This window comes from Mycetohabitans sp. B3 (genome assembly GCF_021498065.1).
GTDB lineage: Bacteria > Pseudomonadota > Gammaproteobacteria > Burkholderiales > Burkholderiaceae > Mycetohabitans.
Map to the genome: position 1 here is coordinate 60,145 of NZ_JAHLKN010000010.1, position 20,210 is coordinate 80,354.

Consider the following 20,210-nt stretch of genomic DNA (forward strand, 5'->3'; position numbering starts at 1 on the left):
ACGTCTTGAGGAGCACTTAATATGACTTCCATTCAACCTATCGAGCCGTCCCCGACACGGATTCTGGTCACGAAGACGGCTAAGAACCATGGGGTCATGCTGCTGGTGACAGCGCTGGTTGTCTGCGCGCCACTGCTCATTGGCGCCGTGGGCGGGCCTTATTGGGTGCGTGTGCTGGACTTCGCGATGCTGTACGTGATGCTGGCGTTGGGGCTGAACGTGGTGGTGGGATTCTGCGGACTGCTGGACTTAGGCTACATCGCATTCTATGCCGTGGGTGCCTATACGGCCGCACTGCTGTCCTCACCCCATCTCACCAGCCAATTCGAGTGGATCGCGCATCTGGCGCCCGGCGGGCTGCACGTATCGATTCTGCTGATCGTGCCGGTGGCGATGGCCTTGGCCGCCGTGTGCGGCGTGTTGCTCGGCGCACCGACGTTGCGTCTGCGGGGCGACTACTTGGCGATCGTCACGCTGGGCTTTGGTGAAATCGTGCGGATCTTCATGAACAACATGGATCGCCCGGTAAACGTGACCAACGGTCCGAAGGGCATCACGGGGATCGATCCGGTGCAGATCGGCGGCTTCAATCTCGCGCAGACCCACGAACTGCTCGACGTCGAATTCCCGTCGGTCTACCTGTATTACTACTTGTTCGTGCTCTGTTCGCTGTTTGTGATCTTTGTCTGCACGCGACTGCAGCACTCGCGTATCGGCCGCGCCTGGGCTGCGATCCGGGAAGACGAGATCGCCGCGAAGGCGATGGGCATTAACACACGCAACGTGAAGTTGCTGGCGTTCGCCATGGGCGCCTCATTCGGTGGGCTGTCCGGCGCGATGTTCGGTGCATTCCAGGGATTCGTGTCGCCGGAGTCGTTCACCTTCTGGGAATCGGTGGTGGTGCTCGCGTGCGTGGTGCTCGGCGGCATGGGGCATATTCCCGGCGTGATCCTCGGGGCGGTGCTGCTTGCGGTATTCCCGGAATTCCTGCGCTCGACAATGGGACCGTTGCAGAACGCAATCTTTGGTCATCAAATCCTTGACACGGAAGTGATCCGGCAGTTGCTGTACGGTCTGGCGATGGTGGTGATCATGCTGTATCGGCCGGAAGGATTGTGGCCGGCGGCTAAGCATGAGGACAAGCTCATCAAGACCGCGCGGCGCAACGGCAAAAAGGCCTTGCGTGCGTAACGCACCTGTAGACACGGAGTCAACAGCAATGAGTGAACAAACGCTTCGGCTATCCGTGAAGGGCGTCAATAAGCGCTTTGGCGGCCTACAGGCACTGTCCGATGTCGGGCTGGAGGTGCGCTCGGGCGAGATCTATGGGCTGATCGGCCCGAACGGAGCGGGCAAGACCACGTTTTTCAATGTGATTACCGGGTTGTACACGCCAGATTCGGGCGAGTTCGTGCTGGACGGCAGTCCGTACACGCCAACCGCGGTCTACCAGGTGGCCAAGGCCGGCATCGCGCGCACGTTCCAGAACATCCGGCTATTCGGCGGGATGACGGCGCTGGAGAACGTAATGGTCGGGCGTTACGTGCGTACGCGCCACGGCTTGATCGGCGCAATATTGCAAACGCCGGCCGAGCGGCAGGAAGAGCGCGAGATCAAGGAGCGCGCGCTGGAATTGTTGGACTATGTGGGCGTGCTGCAGTATGCCGACTACACGGCCCGCAATTTGTCATACGGTCACCAGCGGCGGCTGGAGATCGCACGGGCGCTGGCGACCGACCCGAAGCTGCTCGCCCTGGACGAGCCAGCCGCGGGGATGAACGCGACCGAGAAAGTCGAACTCACGGGACTGCTGGAGAAGATCCGCGACGATGGCAAGACCATCCTGTTGATCGAGCACGACGTGAAGCTGGTGATGCACTTGTGCAACCGCATGACAGTGCTGGATTACGGCAAGGTCATCGCGCATGGCCTGCCGCAGGACGTGCGCAAGGACTCGAAAGTGATCGAAGCCTATCTAGGCGCAGGAGTGCATTGAGATGGCGACGAGCGACGTGAACGCAATGAATGGGGCAATGCTGGAGATCAAGGGACTGCAGGTGGCCTATGGGGGTATCCAGGCGGTCAAGGGAGTGGACCTGAAGGTCGAGCAGGGTGAGCTGGTCGCGCTGATCGGTGCCAACGGCGCGGGCAAGACCACGACGATGAAGGCGATCACCGGGATTAAGGAATGGGCTGGTGGCGATATCCTCTACCGGGGGCAGTCGATCAAGGGCGTGCCCACGCACGAATTGCTCAAGCGGGGTTTGGCGATGGTGCCGGAGGGCCGAGGCATCTTCGCGCGTATGTCGATCCTGGAAAACATGCAGATGGGCGCGTATCTGCGTACCGACTCGGATGGCATCAAGGCCGATGTGGAGCGCATGTTCGGTTTTTTCCCGCGCCTGAAGGAGCGCGCCACGCAGTGGGCGGGCACACTTTCGGGTGGCGAGCAGCAGATGCTGGCGATGGCGCGTGCGCTGTTGTCGCGGCCCAAGCTGCTGTTGCTCGACGAGCCGTCGATGGGCCTGTCGCCGATCATGGTGGAGAAGATCTTCGAGGTGGTGCGGGCGATTTCCTCGGAAGGCATGACGGTGTTGCTGGTCGAGCAGAACGCCCGCCTTGCGCTGCAAGCAGCCAACCGCGGCTACGTGATGGACTCCGGCGCGATCACGATGTCCGGCGACGCCAAACAGATGCTGGATGATCCGAAGGTGCGCGTCGCCTACCTCGGCGAGTGAGCCAGCCGCGCGCCGGCCGGGCGTCCATGCCCGCCCGGCGCTTCGGGCCGGCGCCGGCCCGCATGCCGGCGTCGCCCCTCGGACTCACAGCACCTGGTCCAGCACGTTGTCGAGTATCGTGAACATTTGGTCGATCTCGGCGCGCGTCACGTTCAATGCCGGCATGAAGCGCAGCAGGTTAGGGCGGGCGGCATTGAGCAGCAGTCCTTCCGGCGCCAGTTCGCGTGCTTTTTGGACGATTTGTGGCCCGACGTCCCGGCCGAGCAGCAACGCGCGCAGCATGCCTTCGCCGCGCTCGCCGGCCAGCCCGCGCGCGTCAGACAGCGCAAGCAACCGATCGCTCAGGTAGCGGGCGTTCTCGCGCACGCGCTCGAGAAAGCCCGGCGCGACCAGCTGCGATATCACCGCTTCGCCGACCGCGGTCATCAACGGGTTGCCGTTATAGGTGCCGCCCTGGTCGCCGGCTTCGAAGCACGCAATCTCATCTCGGGCGAGCAACGCGGCCAGCGGCACGCCGCCGCCGATACCCTTACCCAGCGTCATGATGTCCGGCTCAATGCCGCTGAGCTGATAAGCGAACAGCGTGCCAGCGCGGCCGCAGCCGCTTTGCACCTCGTCGACGATCAGCAGCACGCCGCGTTCGCGCGTGAGGGCCCGCAATTGCTGCATGAACTCGCGCGACGCGGGAACCACGCCGGCTTCGCCCTGTATCGGCTCGAGCATCACCGCAACAGTCTTGTCGGTGATCAGCTTCTCGACAGAGCCGATATCGTTGAACTCGGCCTTCGGAAAGCCGGGTACCTGCGGCGCGTACAGCGTGTCCCAGCCGGGCTTGCCGCTTGCCGACATCGTTGCCAGCGTGCGGCCGTGAAAGCCATGGTTGAACGTGATGATCTCGTATGCGCCGCCCTTGAACTTGCGGCCCCATTTGCGTGCGAGCTTGATCGCCCCTTCATTGGCTTCGGCGCCGCTGTTGGCGAAGAACACTTTGTCAAAGCAACTGTTGTCGGTCAGCAGCTTCGCCAGCCGCGCCATCGGCTCGTTGTAGAACGCTGGGCTCGGGTTGATCAACCGTCGCGCCTGCCGGTTCAGCGCGTCGATCATCGCGTCGTTGCAGTGCCCGAGCGCATTGACCGCCCAGCCCTGGATGAAGTCCAAATAGCGCTTGCCGTTGTTGTCGTGTAGCCACGATCCGTTGCCGTGCGTGAAAACGATGTCGGGACGGTCGGTGATGTACATCAGCGACTGAATTGGATAATCCTGAAAATTCATGGCAAGTCTCTCCGCTCAACGGGAATGCGATCGCACGCAACGATCAACAGGGCAAAGGATCCGGAAAAAACAAAAGCCACGGAAGTCCGTGGCTTGGTAATCCGGTGCGCGGTAATTCAGCGCGACAGTCCGTAACGAGCCAGCGGCTTCCCTATGGAAGCAGCGAGCGGCGACGTCGGAGATGGGCTTGAGCGCGAATCATCCGCGAAGAATACGCGACGCAAGCGCCGATTGTAAACCGGAAATTGCATTGCACTTGCTCGACACGAAGCTTGATGCGGGCCCACCGCCATGCGACCTGGTCAGACCGCGTTTGCCAGATCTGCTGCGCTGGTGAACGAGTCCGCATAGAACTCGTCGGCCGGCAAGCCGTGATGCGCGGTGAAATCGCGCTGCGCGGCCTCGACCATCACTGGGGCGCCGCAAGCATATACCTGGTACCCGGACAAGTCTGGCAGATCCTCGACGACGGCACGATGAACGAAACCCGTGCGGCCCTGCCAGCCGTCGGCCGGATCGGGTTCGGAGAGCACCGGCACGAACTTGAAGCCGGGCACTTCGCGCGCCCATTGCTCGGCCAGGCTTGCCAGGTACAGATCGTTGCGCCGGCGGCCGCCCCAGTACAGCGTCATGGGCCGTGTGATGCCCTTGAAGATCGCATGCTCGATGATCGCCTTGATGGGCGCAAAGCCTGTTCCCGATGCGAGCAGCACGATCGGTTTGTCGGCGTCCTCGCGCAGGAAGAACGTGCCGAGCGGGCCCTCGAAGCGAAGGATATCGCGTTCCTTCATCGCACCGAACACGTGGTCGGTGAACACGCCGCCCGGCATGTGCCTGATATGCAGCTCGAGCGGGCCTTCATGGTGTGGTGCGCTCGCCATGGAATAGCTGCGGCGCGTGCCGTCCTTCAGGATGAACTCGATGTACTGGCCCGCCAGATATTGCAGCCGTTCATTGGCCGGCAGTTGCAGCTTAAGCACGATCACGTCGTGCGCCACGCGCTCCAGTGCATTGACGCGGCACGGCAGCTTCTTGACCTGCATGTCGCCCACGCCGGCGATCTCACGGATATCGATTTCTAGGTCCGATTGCGCGGTGGCGCAGCAAAATAGCGCCATGCCGCGGGTTTTTTCGTCGTTCGACAGCGCCGATGACGAATGCGAACGCTGCTCGATACTGCCGTTCACGAGTTGGCCCTTGCATGAGCCGCATGCGCCGTTCTTGCAGCCGTACGGCAAGCCGATGCCCTGACGCAGCGCCGCGGTTAGAACCGGTTCGTCGGCTTCGACTTGGAATTGCTTGCCGCTCTGTCGGATCGTTACGTTGAATACCATAGTTCAATCGAGTAATAACAAAAACGTTGGATCGGCCGGCCCGCTACAATGCACCCAATGACCTTTTCCAGCCGATCTTTCCAATGGTGTGCCACGGCGCCGCATGCAGTGGCCACGGTTTCCACCGCCGCGTCGCCTGGGCGCAGCGGCGGTGGTGCGCCTGGGTGGCGGGCCGGGCTGCCGCGCCGCCGTGCTTTTGGCCGCCCCCGCATCCTGGTGGTCGGCTGTGGCGATGTCGGATTGCGCTGCGCGGCATGGCTGCGCGAACGCTTTCGCGTGTTCGCCCTGACGACCCAGCCGGCACGTTTCGCATCGCTGCGCTCGGCCGGGCTCGTGCCGCTGCTTGGCGATCTCGACGACCGGCGTTCGCTGGCGCGCGCCGCACGCGTGGCGCGAGAAATGCTACATTTGGCGCCGCCGCAAGCCTATGGTGCGACAGATCGCCGCACCGCTGCGCTCTTGGCTGCGTTGGGCGCGCGGCGGGGTCTGCGGCACGCTGCCCGTGCACCGCGCGTCGCCATGGGTACGCAGCGCATCGTCACGCGTCGCGCCGTAGGCAGCACGCATGCGATTGTCGGGCGCCTCATGACCGAGAACGCCATTGTACCCGAGCGGTCACCGCGCGCTGTGCGGCACCGACGTTGGCCGCCGGGCCCGCTGCGCCAGCCGCCGCCAGTACGCATTGTCTATCTGAGCACCACAGGGGTCTACGGCGATTGCAATGGTGCGCTCATCGATGAGACGTGGCCCGTGCGGCCGGTCAACGCGCGCGCGGTGCGCCGTGTATCGGCCGAGCGCCAATTGCGTCGCGCTGGCTCACGAGGATCTGTCAAGGTGTCGGTTCTCAGGGTGCCCGGGATCTATGCCATCGAGCGGTTGCCCGTGGAGCGGCTGCGACGCGGTACGCCGGCTTTGTGCGATGTGGACGACGTTTATACCGGTCACGTCCATGCGGACGACCTCGCCGCTATCACGGTTCGGGCGTTATTCCGCGGCCGTCCGCAGCGCGTCGTTCATGCGGTCGACGCTACGCATTGGAAAATGGGCGAGTATTTCGACCGTATCGCTCACGCATGCGGATTGCGCCCGGTGCCGCGCATCACCCGGCAACAGGCCGAGGCCACGCTCGACGCGGCATTGTTATCGTTTATGCGCGAATCCCGCCGCCTGGCCAACCAACGTTTGCGCGATGAACTCTCGGTCAAGTTGCGCTACCCGAGTGTCGAAGACTTTTTGCGCGAGCATGCGCGCCAATTGTCGAGTGTGCACCGTTGAGCGCTGTTCACAACGCGAGCATCGGCATGGCCTCGATGATCGCGAAACACAGCAGTGCGCCAAGGATCGCGCCGATCAAGTTGGGATGGTACTTACGCTTGAGATGAAGCGCGGTCAGCAGGGCCCCAATCAGTATTGCGCCAAGCAGTGCGAACGCAATCATCATATAGGTGATCTCGAAGGTGTCGCCGGTGATCATGGTGCCGTCCTCCACAGCATACGCCCGATGGCGTCCTTATTTATCAGTATAGACACATGACTGCGGAAAGCATGTTGCAGTGCAGCAGCGGCACGCCCGAGCTGACGCGTACAGGAAGGTCCGCAGCTTGCCAGGGTGCCGAAGATCGGTTATGCCGTTCGCTTTATCCCGTCAACATGCCCAGTTCTTTGGTTTCGAGCCACTGCCACTGCCCCTGCGCGAGCGACGCGGGCAGGACGAACCCCCCGATGGCCTCGCGATGGAGTTGCTCGACACGGTTGCCCGCGGCGGCAATCATCCGCTTGACCTGGTGGTACTTTCCCTCGGTGAGCACCAATTCGATCGTGCGTTCATCGCGCCGCCGTGCCGAGCGTGCCTCGCTCACCGCCGGCTCGCCGTGCAGCTGCACTCCCTGACGCAGCGCATTAAGCTGAGTGTCCTGCACTGGATGGCGCGTGGTGGCGACGTACGTCTTCGGTATCTTGCGCTTGGGCGAGCCCAGCCGATGGATAAAGGCCCCATCGTCGGAGAGTAACAACAGGCCCGTCGTATCCGCATCGAGGCGGCCCACGCATTGCACGCCGCGCGTGATCAGCGCAGGGGGAAGTAGGCTATAAACGCTCGGATAGTGCTGCGGCGCGTGTGAGCACTCATACCCGGGGGGTTTGTGCAAGACCAGATAGGCCTTGTGCCGATACTCCCAGCGTACGCCGTGCACGTGGAACACCAGCCCCGCCGTCTCGAAGACGGCATTCGGATCATCGCAGCGTTGCTCGTTAATCGTGATTGCGCCTCGGATGACGAGCGCTCTGCACTCGCGCCGCGATCCGAAGCCTTGGGAAAAAAGAATGCTTTCGAGGTTCATGCGTCGGGATTCTAACAATGCCATCGTCCGCTGCGGTCGATGTAGACTGCGCCCGTTATCGCGTGCCCGCGCACCGGCGCGTCGCGGCTTGCCGATGGCGGGCCCCGTGTGAGCGAGTGCGCAACACTTGTGCGTCAGGCCGATCCGACATCGTCACCTTGCTGACATACAATGGCCCTTTGTTCCCGCGCGTCGGTGAGCTGGTTCGATTTTTCTGATGCAGACATTTCTCGCGTTTGTTGCTGCCCTGCTGCTGGTCTTTCTCAATGGTTTCTTCGTTGCCGCGGAATTCTCGCTGGTCAAGCTGCGCGGCACGCGGGTAGCGGCCATTTCCCGGCAATATGGCTGGCGGGGCCGCGTATTGTCGCGCGTGCATGCCCATCTGGACGCTTACCTGTCAGCCTGCCAACTCGGCATCACGCTTGCATCGCTCGGCCTGGGCTGGTTGGGAGAGCCGGCGTTTGCCCATTTGTTAGCCCCGCTGTTCGGCATGCTGCAAATCGTGCCGCCGCTTGCCGACGCAATCGCGCTGGCGCTGGCGTTCCTGATCATTTCGTTCCTGCATATCGTAGCGGGCGAGCTTGCGCCGAAATCGCTCGCCATCCGGATGCCGGAGCGCGCCGGCCTGCTGACCGCCGTGCCGCTATACCTGTTCTACTGGATCATGTATCCGGCCATTGCACTGCTCAATGTTAGCTCGAACCGGATGCTCGCGTGGTTTGGCCTGTCGGACGCCGGGCAGGCTGAAGCCCCGTATGGTCGTGACGAGCTGAAGCTGATCGTGCGTGCGAGTCGGTCCCATCGGCAGTTCTCGAGCGACGAGCTTAGTACGTTGTCGCACTCGCTGGAGTTCGGCGAACTGACCGCATCCGACCTGATGCGTCCGCTGCGCGACGCGGTGAGCTTCAACGTGAGTCTGTCATTCGACGCGAATCTGGCGTTGGCGGCAAAGAGCCGCTACAGTCGGTATCCGCTCTTCGACGAAAGCGGCGACAAGGTGCTTGGCATGGTCGATGTGAAAGACTTGCTGTTTCGTCGTCTCGAAGGGCATACATCGCGCGACCTGCGCGAACTCGCGCGCCCCGTGCTCGAGGTGTTGCCTGAGATGCCCGCGCTCGAACTGCTGCGGCGCTTTCGCTCGGGTGCGCCTCACTTTGCGGTGATCGGGCGTCCCGGGCTGAAGCCGGTCGGCTTCGTCACGTTGCCGGACCTGCTTGCAGCGCTGGTGGGCCAAATCCGGGACGATACGCGCGCAACTGACGTTGAATGGCAACGGCAGCCGGATGGCAGCGTGATCGGTCGCGGCAGCCTGTCGATCGTTTCGCTCGAGCACCTGCTGGGCGTGGATTTTGGTGAGCAGTCGGCCGAGTCGGTCGGCGGCATGATCCTGGACAAACTGGGCGAATTACCGCAGCAGGGGCAGAGCGTGGACTTCGGCTCATGCCTAATCACCGTCAACGAACGAGTCGGTCCGCGAATCGTGACGGTTAAGGTCTGGCCGAAAACGCCGCAAGGCGCGACAGCTTAGCAGCGCCGAGCCCATTGTCCGCGTCAGCCTGCCTGGTGCTTCACGCCGCCGCGGCAAAACCGACGCAGCGGCATCAGGCGGTCCTCGAACCTGTCGCGGTGCAGCAAATAATCGCGTATGAGGCCAAGCCATTGCCATGCTGTGCTCGATGCGCGCGCGCACTGGAGCCGGCGGAGCTGATGGTCAGGGTGCTCGCCGCTTTGCGCCTACTGCCATCGGGAAACTACCTGAGGAGGTCGATCGGCCTTTGAGCGTGACGCGGAAATGGTTGCCGCAGGCAGTCCATGTGTCGAGCTGGAATACCGACGAAAGAAAAACCCCGTGAGACCTTGATCTCACGGGGTTTGTCCGAATACTGCGGCTTAGCCGAAATATCTGTTGGTGCCCGGGGCCGGAATCGAACCGGCACGCCTTGCGGCGGGGGATTTTCTTCCCACTTCGGCTTTCGCCGCCGCCCTCTCGAGAGAGAACGTTCGTGGTCTGGAGCACGCCTTCACCTTAGCCTTTTGGCCTTAGGTGCCCGCCGTCTGCTCTCTACACCTTCCAAGGCACCTCTCGGCGCCAAGGCTTGGCTCGGCATTAGCTCGGACTTGCGTCCAGGGCCTTCACCGAGTTTGACGGGCTTCACCTCCGGGGTTTCCCCTGAAGGGCTCAAATTTGGTCTGAGTCCCCTGCGTCTACCAATTTCACCACCCGGGCAAAACGGTGAAGCAGTTTGCAACACTACTTCACATTCACTATCTATGAGTGATGCTAATCCGCGTAGGACCGAGGTCACCGCGCGACGCAAACCGTGATTATGTCGCAATTCGGCACGCTCGGCAAGCATGTCAACGCAGATGTTCGCTCACCTCACCCTTCATACGCATTGGCGTTGCCCCGCATCGCCTGTTCGACCCACTTGCGGTTCAGCGCCGGCGAGAGCAATTCGATAAATGTATAGACATAGCCGCGCAGGTAGGTGCCTTGTTTTAATGCAACCCGTGTGGTGTTGGTGCCGAACAGGCGACCAACGGGAATTGCGCGTAGCTGCCGGTCGCGCTCTGCGTTGAATGCGACGTCGGCCATGATCCCCACGCCCAGGCCTAGTTCGACATAGGTCTTAATGACATCTGCGTCGATCGCCTCGAGGATGATGTCCGGTGTGAGTCCGTGCAAAGCGAACGCCTGGTCGATCTTCGAGCGCCCCGCGAACGCGTTGTCATAGGTGATCAACGGAAATTGCGCGAGATCGTCCAGCGTGATCTGTTGCTTTTTGTCAAGCAACGCATGTTCGGGTGGCGTGACCGCCAAGTGATGCCACTGGAATGCCGGCAGCGAGACTAGGTCCTTATACGTCGAGACGGCCTCGGTCGCGATGGCCAGGTCGGCCTGGTCGTGCAGGACCATGTCGGCAACCTGGGTCGGGTTGCCTTGCAGAATGGACAGATGCACCTTTGGAAACCGTTTTTTGAACTCGGCCACCGCCTGTGGCAATGAATACCGCGCTTGCGTGTGGGTCGCGGCGATCACCAAATTGCCTTCGTCCTGCGCTGCGTAGTCTTTTCCGACCCTTTTTAGGCTTTCGACTTCTTGCAGGATTTTTTCCACCGAGGACAAGATGATCCTGCCAGGTTCGGTCAACGAGCGCACGCGCTTGCCGTGCCGGGTGAAGATCTCGACGCCAAGTTCATCCTCCAACTCGATGATCGCCTTCGATACGCCAGGCTGCGAGGTATACAGGGCTTTGGCCGCCTCGGTTAGGTTGAAATTCTGACGGACGGCCTCGCGCACGAACCGGAACTGATGCAGGTTCATATATAACCCCTCCGCATATAGACAGAATTTTTTAGTCGTTTGACGTATAAAGCGAGTCTATTACGATTTCCCCAGCTTTTCCAATATCGATATCTGTTTTTGTGCTTTGCAAATGGCGGATTATCTGAACGGGGCGGCGGCGCGTATGTTACCCGGGAAGAGTGGGCCGGCGCAGTGCACTGTCGGCGCGCAACGCACACGAAAGACTGGGGCCCTACATGTATCAATACGACCCGTACGACCAGACGATCGTCGACGAGCGCATCTGGCAATATGCCGATCAGGTCCGCCGGCGTTTGTCCGGAGAACTGACCGAGGAGGAGTTCCGCCCGCTGCGACTGCAAAACGGGTTGTACATGCAGCGGCACGCCTATATGCATCGTATTGCGGTTCCGTACGGCAACCTGCGCAGCGACCAGTTGCGAATGTTGGCGCGCATTGCACGCGAGCACGATCGTGGCTACGGCCATTTCTCGACGCGCTCGAACATGCAGTTCAACTGGATCAAACTGGAGGAAACGCCAGAGATCCTGCGCAAGCTCGCGTCGGTGCAGATGCACGCGATCCAGACCTCGGGCAACTGCATCCGTAACATTACCGCTGACCAATTCGCCGGTGTCGCGCCGGACGAGATTGTCGATCCACGTCCATGGGCTGAGTTGCTACGCCAATGGTCCACATTCCATCCCGAATTTGCGTGGCTGCCGCGCAAGTTCAAGATCGCTGTTGCCGGCGCGACGCAGGATCGTGCCGCTGTGCAGTTGCATGACCTGGGCATTTATCTAAAGCGCGACGCCGAGGGCGAGGTGGTGTGCAGCGTGCTGGTGGGTGGCGGCATGGGCCGCACGCCCATTCTGGGCACGATCATCAAGGAGGATTTGCCGTGGCAGCACATGCTGACGTACTGTGAGGCCGTGCTGCGGGTGTATAACCGGTTCGGCCGTCGCGACAATTTGTTCAAGGCGCGGATCAAGATCCTGGTCAAGGCGCTCGGCAAAGACAAGTTCTCGCAGCAGGTGGAGCAGGAGTGGCAACACTTGAAGGACGGCCCCTCGACACTGACCTGCGACGAGGTGCAGCGCGTCGCGCAGCATTTCGTGCCGCCCCCGTATGAAAAGCTGTCCGATACCGACGCGTTGTTCGAAAAGCACTTGCTGGAGAACCGAGCATTCGCGCGCTGGGTCGAGCGCAATGCGCACCCTCATCGCGTACCGGGCTATGCCGCGGTGACGTTGTCATTGAAACCCGGCGCCATGTGGAAATATCAGCCGCCGGGCGATGTGACCGATACGCAGATGGAAGCGCTTGCCGATTGGGCCGATGCGTACAGTTTCGGTCAACTCCGCGTGTCGCATGAACAGAACCTGATCCTGGCGAACGTGAAGAAGGGCGATTTGTATACGCTGTGGGGAAAGGCCCGCGAGATCGGCTGCGGCACGCCGAACATCGGGTTGCTCACCGACATCATCGCCTGCCCGGGCGGCGATTTTTGTTCGCTGGCCAACGCGAAGTCGATCCCGATTGCACAGGCAATCCAGCAGCGCTTTGACGACCTGGATTACGTGTATGACCTCGGCGAGCTGTCGTTGAATATCTCCGGCTGCATGAACTCGTGCGGCCACCACCACGTCGGCAATATCGGCATTCTGGGCGTGGACAAGGATGGCGCCGAGTGGTACCAGGTCTCGCTTGGCGGCGAGCAAGGCAACGCGTCGGCATTGGGCCGGGTGATCGGGCCGTCTTTCGCGGCCGATGAGGTGCCGGAGGTCATCACTAAGGTGATCGATACGTTCGTCGAGCATCGCGTCGATGACGAACGTTTCATCGATACATATAAGCGGATCGGCATTGCGCCGTTCAAGGAACGGGTGTACGCGGCGCGCCAACCGGCGCACGCGTGAGGTGGAAGATGACCCAAGCCATTGAAAAAATCATCCGACAACGCCAGGTCGTGGACGACGACTGGAGCGTCGTGCGTGCCGCGCAGGACGGTTCGCTGCCGCCCGTCCGGTCATTGCCGGCGGGCCGCGTCATCGTGCCGCTGTCGTACTGGCAAGCCGAGCGCGGTGCGTTGCTCGCCGCGCGCGACAAGTCGCAGCGCGGCGTGTGGCTCGCGCCGGACAGCGAGCCGGCCGAATTGGCCGACGACCTGGAGCACATTGCGCTGGTTGCTGTGGACTTTCCGGTGTTCCGCGACGGGCGGGGCTACAGCATTGGGCGGCTGTTGCGCGAGCGCTATGGCTGGAAGGGGCAGCTGCGGGCGATCGGTGATGTGTTGCGCGATCAACTGCTGTACCTATCACGCTGCGGCTTCGATGCGTTTGCGGTGCGCGCGGACAAGGACATCCATGACGCGTTGAAGGCGTTCGACGAGTTCAGCGTGCGCTATCAGGGTGCGTTCGACGAGCCGCGTCCGTTGTTCCGGCGCCGTGTGCAAGCCGCGGTGGCCAGCCACGCGGGCGCGGCGGGCCAGTCATGAGCGAAACCGTCGTCACGTTCGGGCGTGCGGCGCCGCGCGATCCGCTCGTACACGCCGAGCCGCTCACGCCGCAACGCAAGCAGCGCATCGAGAAGCTCGATGCGCTGCTCGCCACCATTGCGGCGAGCCATACGTGTGTGAAGTTCGCCAGCAGCCTGGCCGCCGAGGACATGCTACTGACCCACGCGATTCTGTCGCGCAAACGGTCGATTATTATCTTCTCGCTGAATACCGGACGGCTGCATGCCGAGACGGTCGGCATGATTGAGCAGGTCCGGCAGCGCTATGGTTACGTCATCGAACAATGGCATCCGCAGCAGGATGCAGTCGACGCGTATGTCAGCGAGTATGGGCTGAATGCGTTTTACGACAGCATTGAGCTGCGCAAGCGGTGTTGCGAGATTCGCAAGGTCGAACCATTAAATCGCGCGCTGGCTGGCGCGCAAGCGTGGATGACCGGACAGCGGCGCGAGCAATCGGTCACCCGTGCTCAACTTCCTGAACGAGAGCAAGATGGGGCGCGCGGCATCGCGAAGTACAACCCGCTTGCCGACTGGACCGAGGCCGATGTCTGGGCATACCTGAAGGCGTATGACGTGCCGGTCAATCCATTGCATGCGCGCGGTTACCCAAGCATCGGCTGCGAGCCGTGCACGCGTGCGATCCGCGTTGGCGAGGATAGCCGCGCCGGACGCTGGTGGTGGGAAAGCCGCGACTCGAAGGAGTGCGGGCTGCATCCGGGCGCGCCAGCCCAATCTTGAACCGAATCGAAGCATTGAGGACGACTATGAGCACGTTGCTCGAACCGACGGACATCACTCCCCGCCGCAACATGGCCACGCGCATGGACCACCTGGATTGGCTCGAGGCGGAATCGATCCATATCCTGCGAGAGTTGGTGGCCGAATGCGCAAGGCCGGCGCTGTTGTTCTCAGGTGGCAAGGACTCAGTCGTCGTGCTGCATCTCGCACTCAAGGCCTTCGGCCTCGGCCCGGGGCGCCGCACGCAGCTGCCTTTTCCGCTGGTGCACATCGACACGGGGCACAACTACCCGGAGGTCATTGCATTCCGGGACCGCCGCGCTGCGCAGATCGGCGCGCACCTGGTGGTGGGTCACGTCGAGAACTCGATCCGGCGCGGCACGGTACGGCTGCGGCGCGAAACCGATTCGCGCAACGCCGCGCAGGCGGTGACGTTGCTGGAGACGATCGACGCACACCGCTACGACGCGATGATCGGCGGCGCGCGCCGCGACGAGGAGAAGGCTCGGGCAAAGGAGCGGATTTTCTCGTTTCGGGACGAGTTCGGCCAATGGGACCCGAAAGCGCAACGGCCGGAGCTGTGGAGCTTGTTCAACACGCGCCTGCATCCAGGCGAGCACCTGCGTGTGTTCCCGATCTCGAACTGGACCGAACTTGACGTCTGGCAGTACATCGCGCGCGAAAACCTCGAGTTGCCGTCGATTTACTATGCGCACGAGCGCGAGATCGTGCGCCGCAACGGCCTGCTGGTGCCGGTCACGCCGCTCACGCCCAAGCGCGACGCAGAGACTAGCGAGTCCTTGCTGGTGCGATTTCGCACCGTCGGCGACATCAGTTGCACCTGCCCAGTCGCCAGCGACGCGGACACGGTCGAGAAGATCATTGCCGAGACCGCGGTGACGCAGATCACCGAACGCGGCGCGACCCGAATGGATGACCAAACCTGCGAGGCGGCGATGGAGCAGCGCAAGAAGCAAGGGTATTTCTGAGCGCCCGCACCGGTTCCCTGTCCCGATACGAATTGACGTAAAACACCATGAGCCTGAACCAGACTGAAGACCTCGGCGTACTGCGTTTCATTACCGCCGGCAGTGTCGATGACGGCAAGAGCACGTTGATCGGGCGCTTGCTGTATGACAGCAAGGCCGTGTTGTCCGACCAGTTGTCGGCGCTGTCGCGCGCGAAGAACAAGCGCGCCGTCGGCGAGGACATTGACCTGTCGCTGTTGACCGATGGGCTGGAGGCCGAGCGCGAGCAGGGTATCACGATCGATGTGGCATACCGGTACTTCGCCACTGCCAAGCGCAAGTTCATCATTGCGGACACGCCGGGGCATGAACAATACACGCGCAACATGGTGACTGGCGCGTCGACTGCGCACGCGGCGATCATCCTGGTGGACGCAACGCGGGTCAGCGTGGACGATGCGGCACGCACGCAGCTGCTGCCGCAGACCAAGCGCCATAGCGCAATCGTCAAGTTGCTGGGCTTGTCGCATGTGATCGTCGCGATCAACAAGATGGATCTGATCGAGTTCAGCGAGGAACGTTTCAACCAGATTCGCGATGCTTACGCCGAGCTGGCCGCGCAGCTGGGTCTGGCCAACGTGCGCTTTGTGCCGGTCTCGGCGCTCAAGGGCGACAACATTGTCGCCGCGAGCGAGCGCATGCCGTGGTATGCCGGCGAGCCGCTACTGGATATGCTGGAGTCGCTGCCGGTAGACCCGCAGGTGAACGCGGCGTTGCGTCTGCCGGTGCAGTGGGTCGCGCGGCAGGACGGCGCGCAGGCGGATGATTTCCGCGGTTACATGGGGCGCGTCGAATCCGGCGAGATTGAGGTCGGGCAGACCGTGACCGTGCTGCCGAACCCGCGCCGGGCGAGCGTGGCGGAGATCATCGCGCCGGTGCCAGGTGGCACCGCCTCGGTCGATCGCGCGTTTGCCGGCCAATGCGTGACGGTGCGTCTGGCCGAGGATATCGACGTATCGCGCGGCGATACGCTGGTTGCCGCGGACGATGTTCCGACGCCGGCCCGCAAGCTGCAGGCGGACCTGTGCTGGTTCGACGACGCGCCATTGACACCGCAGCGCAAGTACCTGCTCAAGCAGATGAGCGCGACTGTGTTTGCGCGCGTTAGCGCGATCGAGCGGGTGCTCGATGTGCATACATTGTCGCATGCCACCGGGCGGAACGCATTGGCAATGAACGATATCGGCACGGTGTCATTGACGCTGCAAAAGCCGGTGGTTGTGGACACATATGATACCCATCCAGGTACCGGGGCGTTCGTGCTAATCGACGACGTGACCCACCATACGGTCGCCGCTGGCATGATCCGTGCCCATTCGGCGTGATATATCACATTGTGAGCCATTGATCGCGCGAACGGACAGGAACGATGATGGGCAAGGTGTACTTGATCGGTGCGGGACCCGGTGCGTCGGATCTCATTACGGTGCGCGGCGCACGCATTCTGGGCATTGCCGATGTGGTGCTGCATGATGCGCTGGTCGAGCCCGGTATGCTCGAGCACGCGCCGCAGGCCCGTAAGATGGCGGTCGGCAAGCGGTGCGGCCAGCGCTCAAGCGCACAGCATTTCATCAACAAACAGATCATCGATGCAGCGCGCGAACACGCGCTGGTCGTGCGGCTCAAGGGGGGTGACCCGATGTTGTTTGGCCGCGCCGATGAAGAAATCCGTGCGCTGGAGGCGGCTGGCATCGACTACGAGATTGTGCCCGGTATCACCGCTGCACTGGCCAGCGCGGCGACGCTGCGCCGCCCATTGACGCTGCGCGGTGTCGCGCGCAGCGTCGCATTCGCGACGCACAGCCGGGCGTCCGGGTCCGACGAGGTCCGCGAGCGCGTCAATGCAGATTCGCTGGTCTACTACATGGGGCGCGACAGTGCAGTGACGATTGCGCGACAACTGATTGATGCCGGCCGTTCGCCGCGCACGCCGGTGGCGATCGTCGAGGCGGCGAGCACCGAACGTGAGCGTACGCTGACATTGACGCTCGACGAGATGGCGCACGGTCGCGCACAGCCTTGGCTCGACCCATCCCAGCCGAGTCTGCTGATGATCGGCGACGCGTTTGCGCCGCGCGAGACTTTTGGTACAGGCGAAACCATTGATACCGCATCGCAGGCATGGCCGGTCACACTGCCGGCGCTGCAGTTTGCTGCATGAGTCGTGCGCGCACCGCCGCGTAGCCATGCGCGCGGGGGGCTGCACGAGATCAGCGGGATTCGCGCAGGGCGCGCTCGCAGTATCCCGCGAGCGCGTGCAACACCGCTTCGTCCTCGCCGACGGATGACGCGCAATCGATGTGCACGTGCGGATGGGTGGCGCGAGCTTGACTGAGCAACGCCGGTAAGTCGCGTTGCACGTGGCCGCCCTGGCCCATAAACATCGGCACGACGACGATCCGGTTACATCCGTCGGCGACCTGTGCTGCAATCGCGGCCTGCAGCGGCGGTGCCATCCATTCCAGGAACGCGAGCGACACCGGGCCCTCGTCTTGCTGCGCACGGCGGCGCACTCGCACGAGCGACGCGACCCGCTCGAACGGCTCGGCCCAGCGCGAATCACGCGCGCCGTGGCCTAACAGAATCAATCCGCTGCTTGATGCTGACATGGCGATACTCCTGGTCGATCACGCACCGCACTGGCACGATGGGGCTATCGAGATGACACCGGCGTGGGCGTCAGTGGCGGTCGACCCAGCGCAGCGCGAGCAATCCCAATGCAAGATAGACCAGGCCAGGTGTTGCGGCTGTCAACGGCGCGGGCCAGGTGTTGAGCGTGCCGATGTGCGAGAACAGCGTGTTGAACAGCTGGAAGCTCATGCCGAGCATGATGCCGCCGAACACCTTGACGCCGACGACGCCCGCGCGCGTATGCAGGTAGGCAAACGGCAGCGACAACACCAGCATCACGAATACTGCGAACGGATAGAGCAGCTTGCGCCACAGCGCAATCATATAGCGTTGCGGATCCTGGTGATTCTCGCGCAAATGCTGCACGTACGAAAACAGGTTCGTCATCGACATCCGGTCCGGCGCAACCAGCAACACCGACAGGATCTGCGGTGTTAGCTCGGAGCGCATCGGGTACTCTGGCATCGAAACTTGTGCGGACTTGTACACGGGGTTGAGCACGTCCTTGGCTGTCGCGGCGGCCGGCGCCACATCGTGCAACTGCGTTTCCGTCACGCCCTTGAGTAGCCACTGGCCCGGTCGTACGTAGCGGCCGCTGTCGGCTGTGCGCACGTCCGCAAGACGGAACTGTGAATCGAATTCGTAGATCCGCACGTTCGAAATGGTCGCGTCCGGCTTTAGCTCTCCTACGTTCACGAAGCGCGTGACCTGCGCGGTGGTGCCATTGCCCGGCACCGTATCCTTGACCCACACGCCCGATTGGAAATTGCTCGATACCGAGGAGCCGAGCGCCTCCAGGCGCACGCGCTCGGACAACTGGTCGGTGTAGGGGCCGACGACTTCGCCGATCACGAAGGTCAGCACGACGATCGGCACGCCGATTTTCAGCAGGGAGCCGAGCGCGCGGTGCGTGGATAGCCCCGAGACGCGAAAAATCGTGAACTCGGAGCTGGCCGCCATCTGCGCGAACACATAGATCGCGCTGATTAGCGCAGCGACCGGAATGATCTCGTAGAACCGCGACGGCGTCTGCAGCATCACGCGCAGCACCGCATAGCTGAACTTATAGTTGCCGTGCCCGACGGAGTTCAGTTCGCTGATCAGGTCAAAGAAGAAAAACAACCCCGAGAACGCGAACAGGATGAACGCAAAGGTCAGGTAGACCTGCTTGGCGAAGTACCTTTCGTAGAGGCGCATCGGTCAGCCTCCGGACGCCGCGCGCAGCGCCGGGCGCCGCAGCAGTGGACGGTTGCGCACGCGCACCCAGAACACGAAGGCGACGATCGTCGAGACAATCACGTGCAGTCCCAGCAGCCCGGGCATGAACGCGATTTTGCCTTGCTCGACCCAGGCTTGAACCAGGTTCATTAGGTTCGAATACGTCAGGTAGATGAGCACTGCGAGCACCAGATTAATCGTGCGGCCGCGCCGCGGGTTCTGGTACGCGAGCGGAATCGCCAGCAGCATCAGGTTGAGCGCAGTCAACGGCAGGCCGGCCCGCCACGCGAACTCGGCCAGATTGGTCGTGTTCGGCTCGCGCAGCAGCGTGGCCGTCGGCAGGCTGGTGGTCGTTGGCCGGTTCACCAGTTGTTGGCTCTGGATCTTGACCCCGTAGCGCGCGAATTCCATGATGCGAAAATCGGGCTTGCCCGGTTCGCCATCGTAGCGGCGTCCGTTCTCCAACACGACGAAGCGGTCGCCATTCGGGTGGATCTCCGTATGGCCGGTCTTGGATACGACGACGTTGACCTTGCCGTTTTCCGTGCTTGTCACGAATACGTTTTCGACGCGTTTTTGATCGGGGCTCATTTTCTCGATGAAGAACACCCGATGGTTCGAGGCGGACTCGCGAAACTGGCCGGGCGCGAGCAGCGACACCTCGTCGCGCTGCTGGAAGCGCTCACGGATCAGCTTGCTTTGCTCGTTCGCCCACGGCCAGCCAACGAATGCAAAAAAGGCGATTAGTACGACGATCGGCGCTGCAAACGTCGCGATCGGTTTGATCAGCCGGGTCAGGCTCACGCCGGACGAAAACCAGACCACCATCTCGGAGTCACGGTACCAGCGCGTGAGCACGAACAGGATCGACACGAACAGCGTTGCAATCAGCATCACCGCCACATAGCTGATCATCGTCAAGCCGATCAGCACGACGACGTCGCGAGGATCGATCTCGCCCGAGGCGGCAAAGCCAACGATGCGGATCATCATCGTCGTCAGCACGAGGGTGAGCAGCACGAGGAAAACCGCGCCGGCCGTATAGGCGAGTTCGCGCTGCAAGGAGCGTTCAAGGATCATCTGGT

Annotated in this window: 19 protein-coding genes; 11 read left to right on the forward strand and 8 right to left on the reverse strand. The window is 62.3% G+C overall.

Annotation, left to right across the window (positions count from 1 at the left end):
• Positions 1-21: 21 nt before the first annotated feature.
• Genes KQH55_RS01840 through KQH55_RS01850 form a run of 3 tightly spaced genes read left to right on the forward strand, consistent with a single transcriptional unit; the run spans position 22 to position 2,738 of the window.
• Entirely contained in the window at positions 22-1,191 is a 1,170-nt protein-coding gene (locus KQH55_RS01840; protein WP_076797001.1) for an ABC transporter ATP-binding protein, read from the forward strand.
• A 28-nt stretch (positions 1,192-1,219) separates the two neighbouring features.
• A complete protein-coding gene (locus tag KQH55_RS01845) occupies positions 1,220-1,996 on the forward strand; it encodes an ABC transporter ATP-binding protein (protein WP_076797002.1) in 777 nt (258 codons plus the stop codon).
• 25 nt (positions 1,997-2,021) lie between these two features.
• On the forward strand, positions 2,022-2,738 hold the full coding sequence (locus KQH55_RS01850) for an ABC transporter ATP-binding protein (RefSeq protein ID WP_076797370.1): 717 nt from the start codon (positions 2,022-2,024) through the stop codon (positions 2,736-2,738).
• A gap of 84 nt (positions 2,739-2,822) precedes the next feature.
• Here KQH55_RS01850 and KQH55_RS01855 read toward each other — a convergent pair whose 3' ends face one another.
• Both KQH55_RS01855 and KQH55_RS01860 read right to left on the reverse strand, forming a co-directional pair.
• Positions 2,823-4,010, reverse strand: a complete 1,188-nt coding sequence (locus KQH55_RS01855; protein WP_076797003.1) for an acetylornithine transaminase — start codon at positions 4,008-4,010, stop codon at positions 2,823-2,825.
• 302 nt (positions 4,011-4,312) lie between these two features.
• Positions 4,313-5,344, reverse strand: coding sequence for a CDP-6-deoxy-delta-3,4-glucoseen reductase (locus KQH55_RS01860; RefSeq protein WP_076797004.1), 1,032 nt, complete (start codon positions 5,342-5,344; stop codon positions 4,313-4,315).
• A 177-nt stretch (positions 5,345-5,521) separates the two neighbouring features.
• On the opposite strand from KQH55_RS01860, the gene KQH55_RS01865 reads away from it, so the two are divergent.
• Positions 5,522-6,619, forward strand: coding sequence for an NAD-dependent epimerase/dehydratase family protein (locus KQH55_RS01865; protein ID WP_235090105.1), 1,098 nt, complete (start codon positions 5,522-5,524; stop codon positions 6,617-6,619).
• Positions 6,620-6,626: 7 nt separating this feature from the next.
• Here KQH55_RS01865 and KQH55_RS01870 read toward each other — a convergent pair whose 3' ends face one another.
• Together KQH55_RS01870 and KQH55_RS01875 are read right to left on the reverse strand one after the other, a co-directional pair.
• On the reverse strand, positions 6,627-6,818 hold the full coding sequence (locus KQH55_RS01870) for a hypothetical protein (RefSeq protein WP_076787369.1): 192 nt from the start codon (positions 6,816-6,818) through the stop codon (positions 6,627-6,629).
• A 163-nt stretch (positions 6,819-6,981) separates the two neighbouring features.
• Complete coding sequence (locus KQH55_RS01875) at positions 6,982-7,683, reverse strand: pseudouridine synthase (RefSeq protein ID WP_076797005.1); 702 nt, start codon at positions 7,681-7,683, stop codon at positions 6,982-6,984.
• A 217-nt stretch (positions 7,684-7,900) separates the two neighbouring features.
• On the opposite strand from KQH55_RS01875, the gene KQH55_RS01880 reads away from it, so the two are divergent.
• Positions 7,901-9,211, forward strand: a complete 1,311-nt coding sequence (locus tag KQH55_RS01880; RefSeq protein ID WP_076785363.1) for a hemolysin family protein — start codon at positions 7,901-7,903, stop codon at positions 9,209-9,211.
• An 852-nt stretch (positions 9,212-10,063) separates the two neighbouring features.
• Here the strand turns inward: KQH55_RS01880 and KQH55_RS01885 are convergent.
• A complete protein-coding gene (locus KQH55_RS01885; protein ID WP_235090092.1) occupies positions 10,064-11,008 on the reverse strand; it encodes a CysB family HTH-type transcriptional regulator in 945 nt (314 codons plus the stop codon).
• Positions 11,009-11,226: 218 nt separating this feature from the next.
• Between KQH55_RS01885 and KQH55_RS01890 the strand changes: the two genes are divergently transcribed.
• The 6 genes from KQH55_RS01890 to cobA are packed head-to-tail and all read left to right on the forward strand — an operon-like array spanning position 11,227 to position 17,437.
• Complete coding sequence (locus tag KQH55_RS01890) at positions 11,227-12,909, forward strand: nitrite/sulfite reductase (RefSeq protein ID WP_235090093.1); 1,683 nt, start codon at positions 11,227-11,229, stop codon at positions 12,907-12,909.
• 8 nt (positions 12,910-12,917) lie between these two features.
• Positions 12,918-13,487: a DUF934 domain-containing protein gene (locus KQH55_RS01895; protein WP_076797009.1), complete on the forward strand. Its 570-nt coding sequence runs from the start codon at positions 12,918-12,920 to the stop codon at positions 13,485-13,487.
• Positions 13,484-14,248: a phosphoadenylyl-sulfate reductase gene (locus tag KQH55_RS01900; RefSeq protein ID WP_235090094.1), complete on the forward strand. Its 765-nt coding sequence runs from the start codon at positions 13,484-13,486 to the stop codon at positions 14,246-14,248. Before KQH55_RS01895 ends, KQH55_RS01900 begins: the two co-directional genes overlap by 4 nt.
• 26 nt (positions 14,249-14,274) lie before the next feature.
• Entirely contained in the window at positions 14,275-15,237 is a 963-nt protein-coding gene (cysD, locus tag KQH55_RS01905; RefSeq protein WP_076797010.1) for a sulfate adenylyltransferase subunit CysD, read from the forward strand.
• Between the two features lie 47 nt (positions 15,238-15,284).
• Complete coding sequence (locus tag KQH55_RS01910; protein ID WP_235090095.1) at positions 15,285-16,601, forward strand: sulfate adenylyltransferase subunit 1; 1,317 nt, start codon at positions 15,285-15,287, stop codon at positions 16,599-16,601.
• A 47-nt stretch (positions 16,602-16,648) separates the two neighbouring features.
• Positions 16,649-17,437 carry a uroporphyrinogen-III C-methyltransferase gene (gene cobA / locus KQH55_RS01915; protein ID WP_235090106.1) on the forward strand — a complete coding sequence of 263 codons (789 nt, stop codon included), beginning with the start codon at positions 16,649-16,651 and terminating at the stop codon, positions 17,435-17,437.
• Between the two features lie 49 nt (positions 17,438-17,486).
• Here cobA and KQH55_RS01920 read toward each other — a convergent pair whose 3' ends face one another.
• The 3 genes from KQH55_RS01920 to lptF all read right to left on the reverse strand — a co-directional run bounded on the left by KQH55_RS01920 (position 17,487) and on the right by lptF (position 20,205).
• Positions 17,487-17,885: a sirohydrochlorin chelatase gene (locus KQH55_RS01920; RefSeq protein ID WP_076797013.1), complete on the reverse strand. Its 399-nt coding sequence runs from the start codon at positions 17,883-17,885 to the stop codon at positions 17,487-17,489.
• Positions 17,886-17,955: 70 nt separating this feature from the next.
• Positions 17,956-19,104 (reverse strand): LPS export ABC transporter permease LptG, encoded by a 1,149-nt coding sequence (gene lptG, locus KQH55_RS01925; RefSeq protein ID WP_235090096.1) that lies wholly within the window; start codon positions 19,102-19,104, stop codon positions 17,956-17,958.
• Positions 19,105-19,107: 3 nt separating this feature from the next.
• Positions 19,108-20,205, reverse strand: coding sequence for an LPS export ABC transporter permease LptF (lptF, locus tag KQH55_RS01930; RefSeq protein ID WP_235090097.1), 1,098 nt, complete (start codon positions 20,203-20,205; stop codon positions 19,108-19,110).
• Positions 20,206-20,210 lie beyond the last annotated feature (5 nt).

Excerpts from the sequence above, each read along its gene's own strand:
- KQH55_RS01840 (WP_076797001.1), top strand. The coding sequence starts at position 22 with ATGACTTCCATTCAACCTATCGAGCCGTCCCCGACACGGATTCTGGTC.
- KQH55_RS01910 (WP_235090095.1), top strand. The coding sequence starts at position 15,285 with ATGAGCCTGAACCAGACTGAAGACCTCGGCGTACTGCGTTTCATTACC.
- KQH55_RS01895 (WP_076797009.1), top strand. The coding sequence starts at position 12,918 with ATGACCCAAGCCATTGAAAAAATCATCCGACAACGCCAGGTCGTGGAC.
- lptF (WP_235090097.1), bottom strand. The coding sequence starts at position 20,205 with ATGATCCTTGAACGCTCCTTGCAGCGCGAACTCGCCTATACGGCCGGC.
- KQH55_RS01920 (WP_076797013.1), bottom strand. The coding sequence starts at position 17,885 with ATGTCAGCATCAAGCAGCGGATTGATTCTGTTAGGCCACGGCGCGCGT.
- lptG (WP_235090096.1), bottom strand. The coding sequence starts at position 19,104 with ATGCGCCTCTACGAAAGGTACTTCGCCAAGCAGGTCTACCTGACCTTT.
- KQH55_RS01885 (WP_235090092.1), bottom strand. The coding sequence starts at position 11,008 with ATGAACCTGCATCAGTTCCGGTTCGTGCGCGAGGCCGTCCGTCAGAAT.
- KQH55_RS01855 (WP_076797003.1), bottom strand. The coding sequence starts at position 4,010 with ATGAATTTTCAGGATTATCCAATTCAGTCGCTGATGTACATCACCGAC.
- KQH55_RS01845 (WP_076797002.1), top strand. The coding sequence starts at position 1,220 with ATGAGTGAACAAACGCTTCGGCTATCCGTGAAGGGCGTCAATAAGCGC.
- cobA (WP_235090106.1), top strand. The coding sequence starts at position 16,649 with ATGGGCAAGGTGTACTTGATCGGTGCGGGACCCGGTGCGTCGGATCTC.
- KQH55_RS01875 (WP_076797005.1), bottom strand. The coding sequence starts at position 7,683 with ATGAACCTCGAAAGCATTCTTTTTTCCCAAGGCTTCGGATCGCGGCGC.
- KQH55_RS01850 (WP_076797370.1), top strand. The coding sequence starts at position 2,022 with ATGAATGGGGCAATGCTGGAGATCAAGGGACTGCAGGTGGCCTATGGG.
- KQH55_RS01880 (WP_076785363.1), top strand. The coding sequence starts at position 7,901 with ATGCAGACATTTCTCGCGTTTGTTGCTGCCCTGCTGCTGGTCTTTCTC.
- KQH55_RS01870 (WP_076787369.1), bottom strand. The coding sequence starts at position 6,818 with ATGATCACCGGCGACACCTTCGAGATCACCTATATGATGATTGCGTTC.
- cysD (WP_076797010.1), top strand. The coding sequence starts at position 14,275 with ATGAGCACGTTGCTCGAACCGACGGACATCACTCCCCGCCGCAACATG.
- KQH55_RS01890 (WP_235090093.1), top strand. The coding sequence starts at position 11,227 with ATGTATCAATACGACCCGTACGACCAGACGATCGTCGACGAGCGCATC.
- KQH55_RS01900 (WP_235090094.1), top strand. The coding sequence starts at position 13,484 with ATGAGCGAAACCGTCGTCACGTTCGGGCGTGCGGCGCCGCGCGATCCG.
- KQH55_RS01860 (WP_076797004.1), bottom strand. The coding sequence starts at position 5,344 with ATGGTATTCAACGTAACGATCCGACAGAGCGGCAAGCAATTCCAAGTC.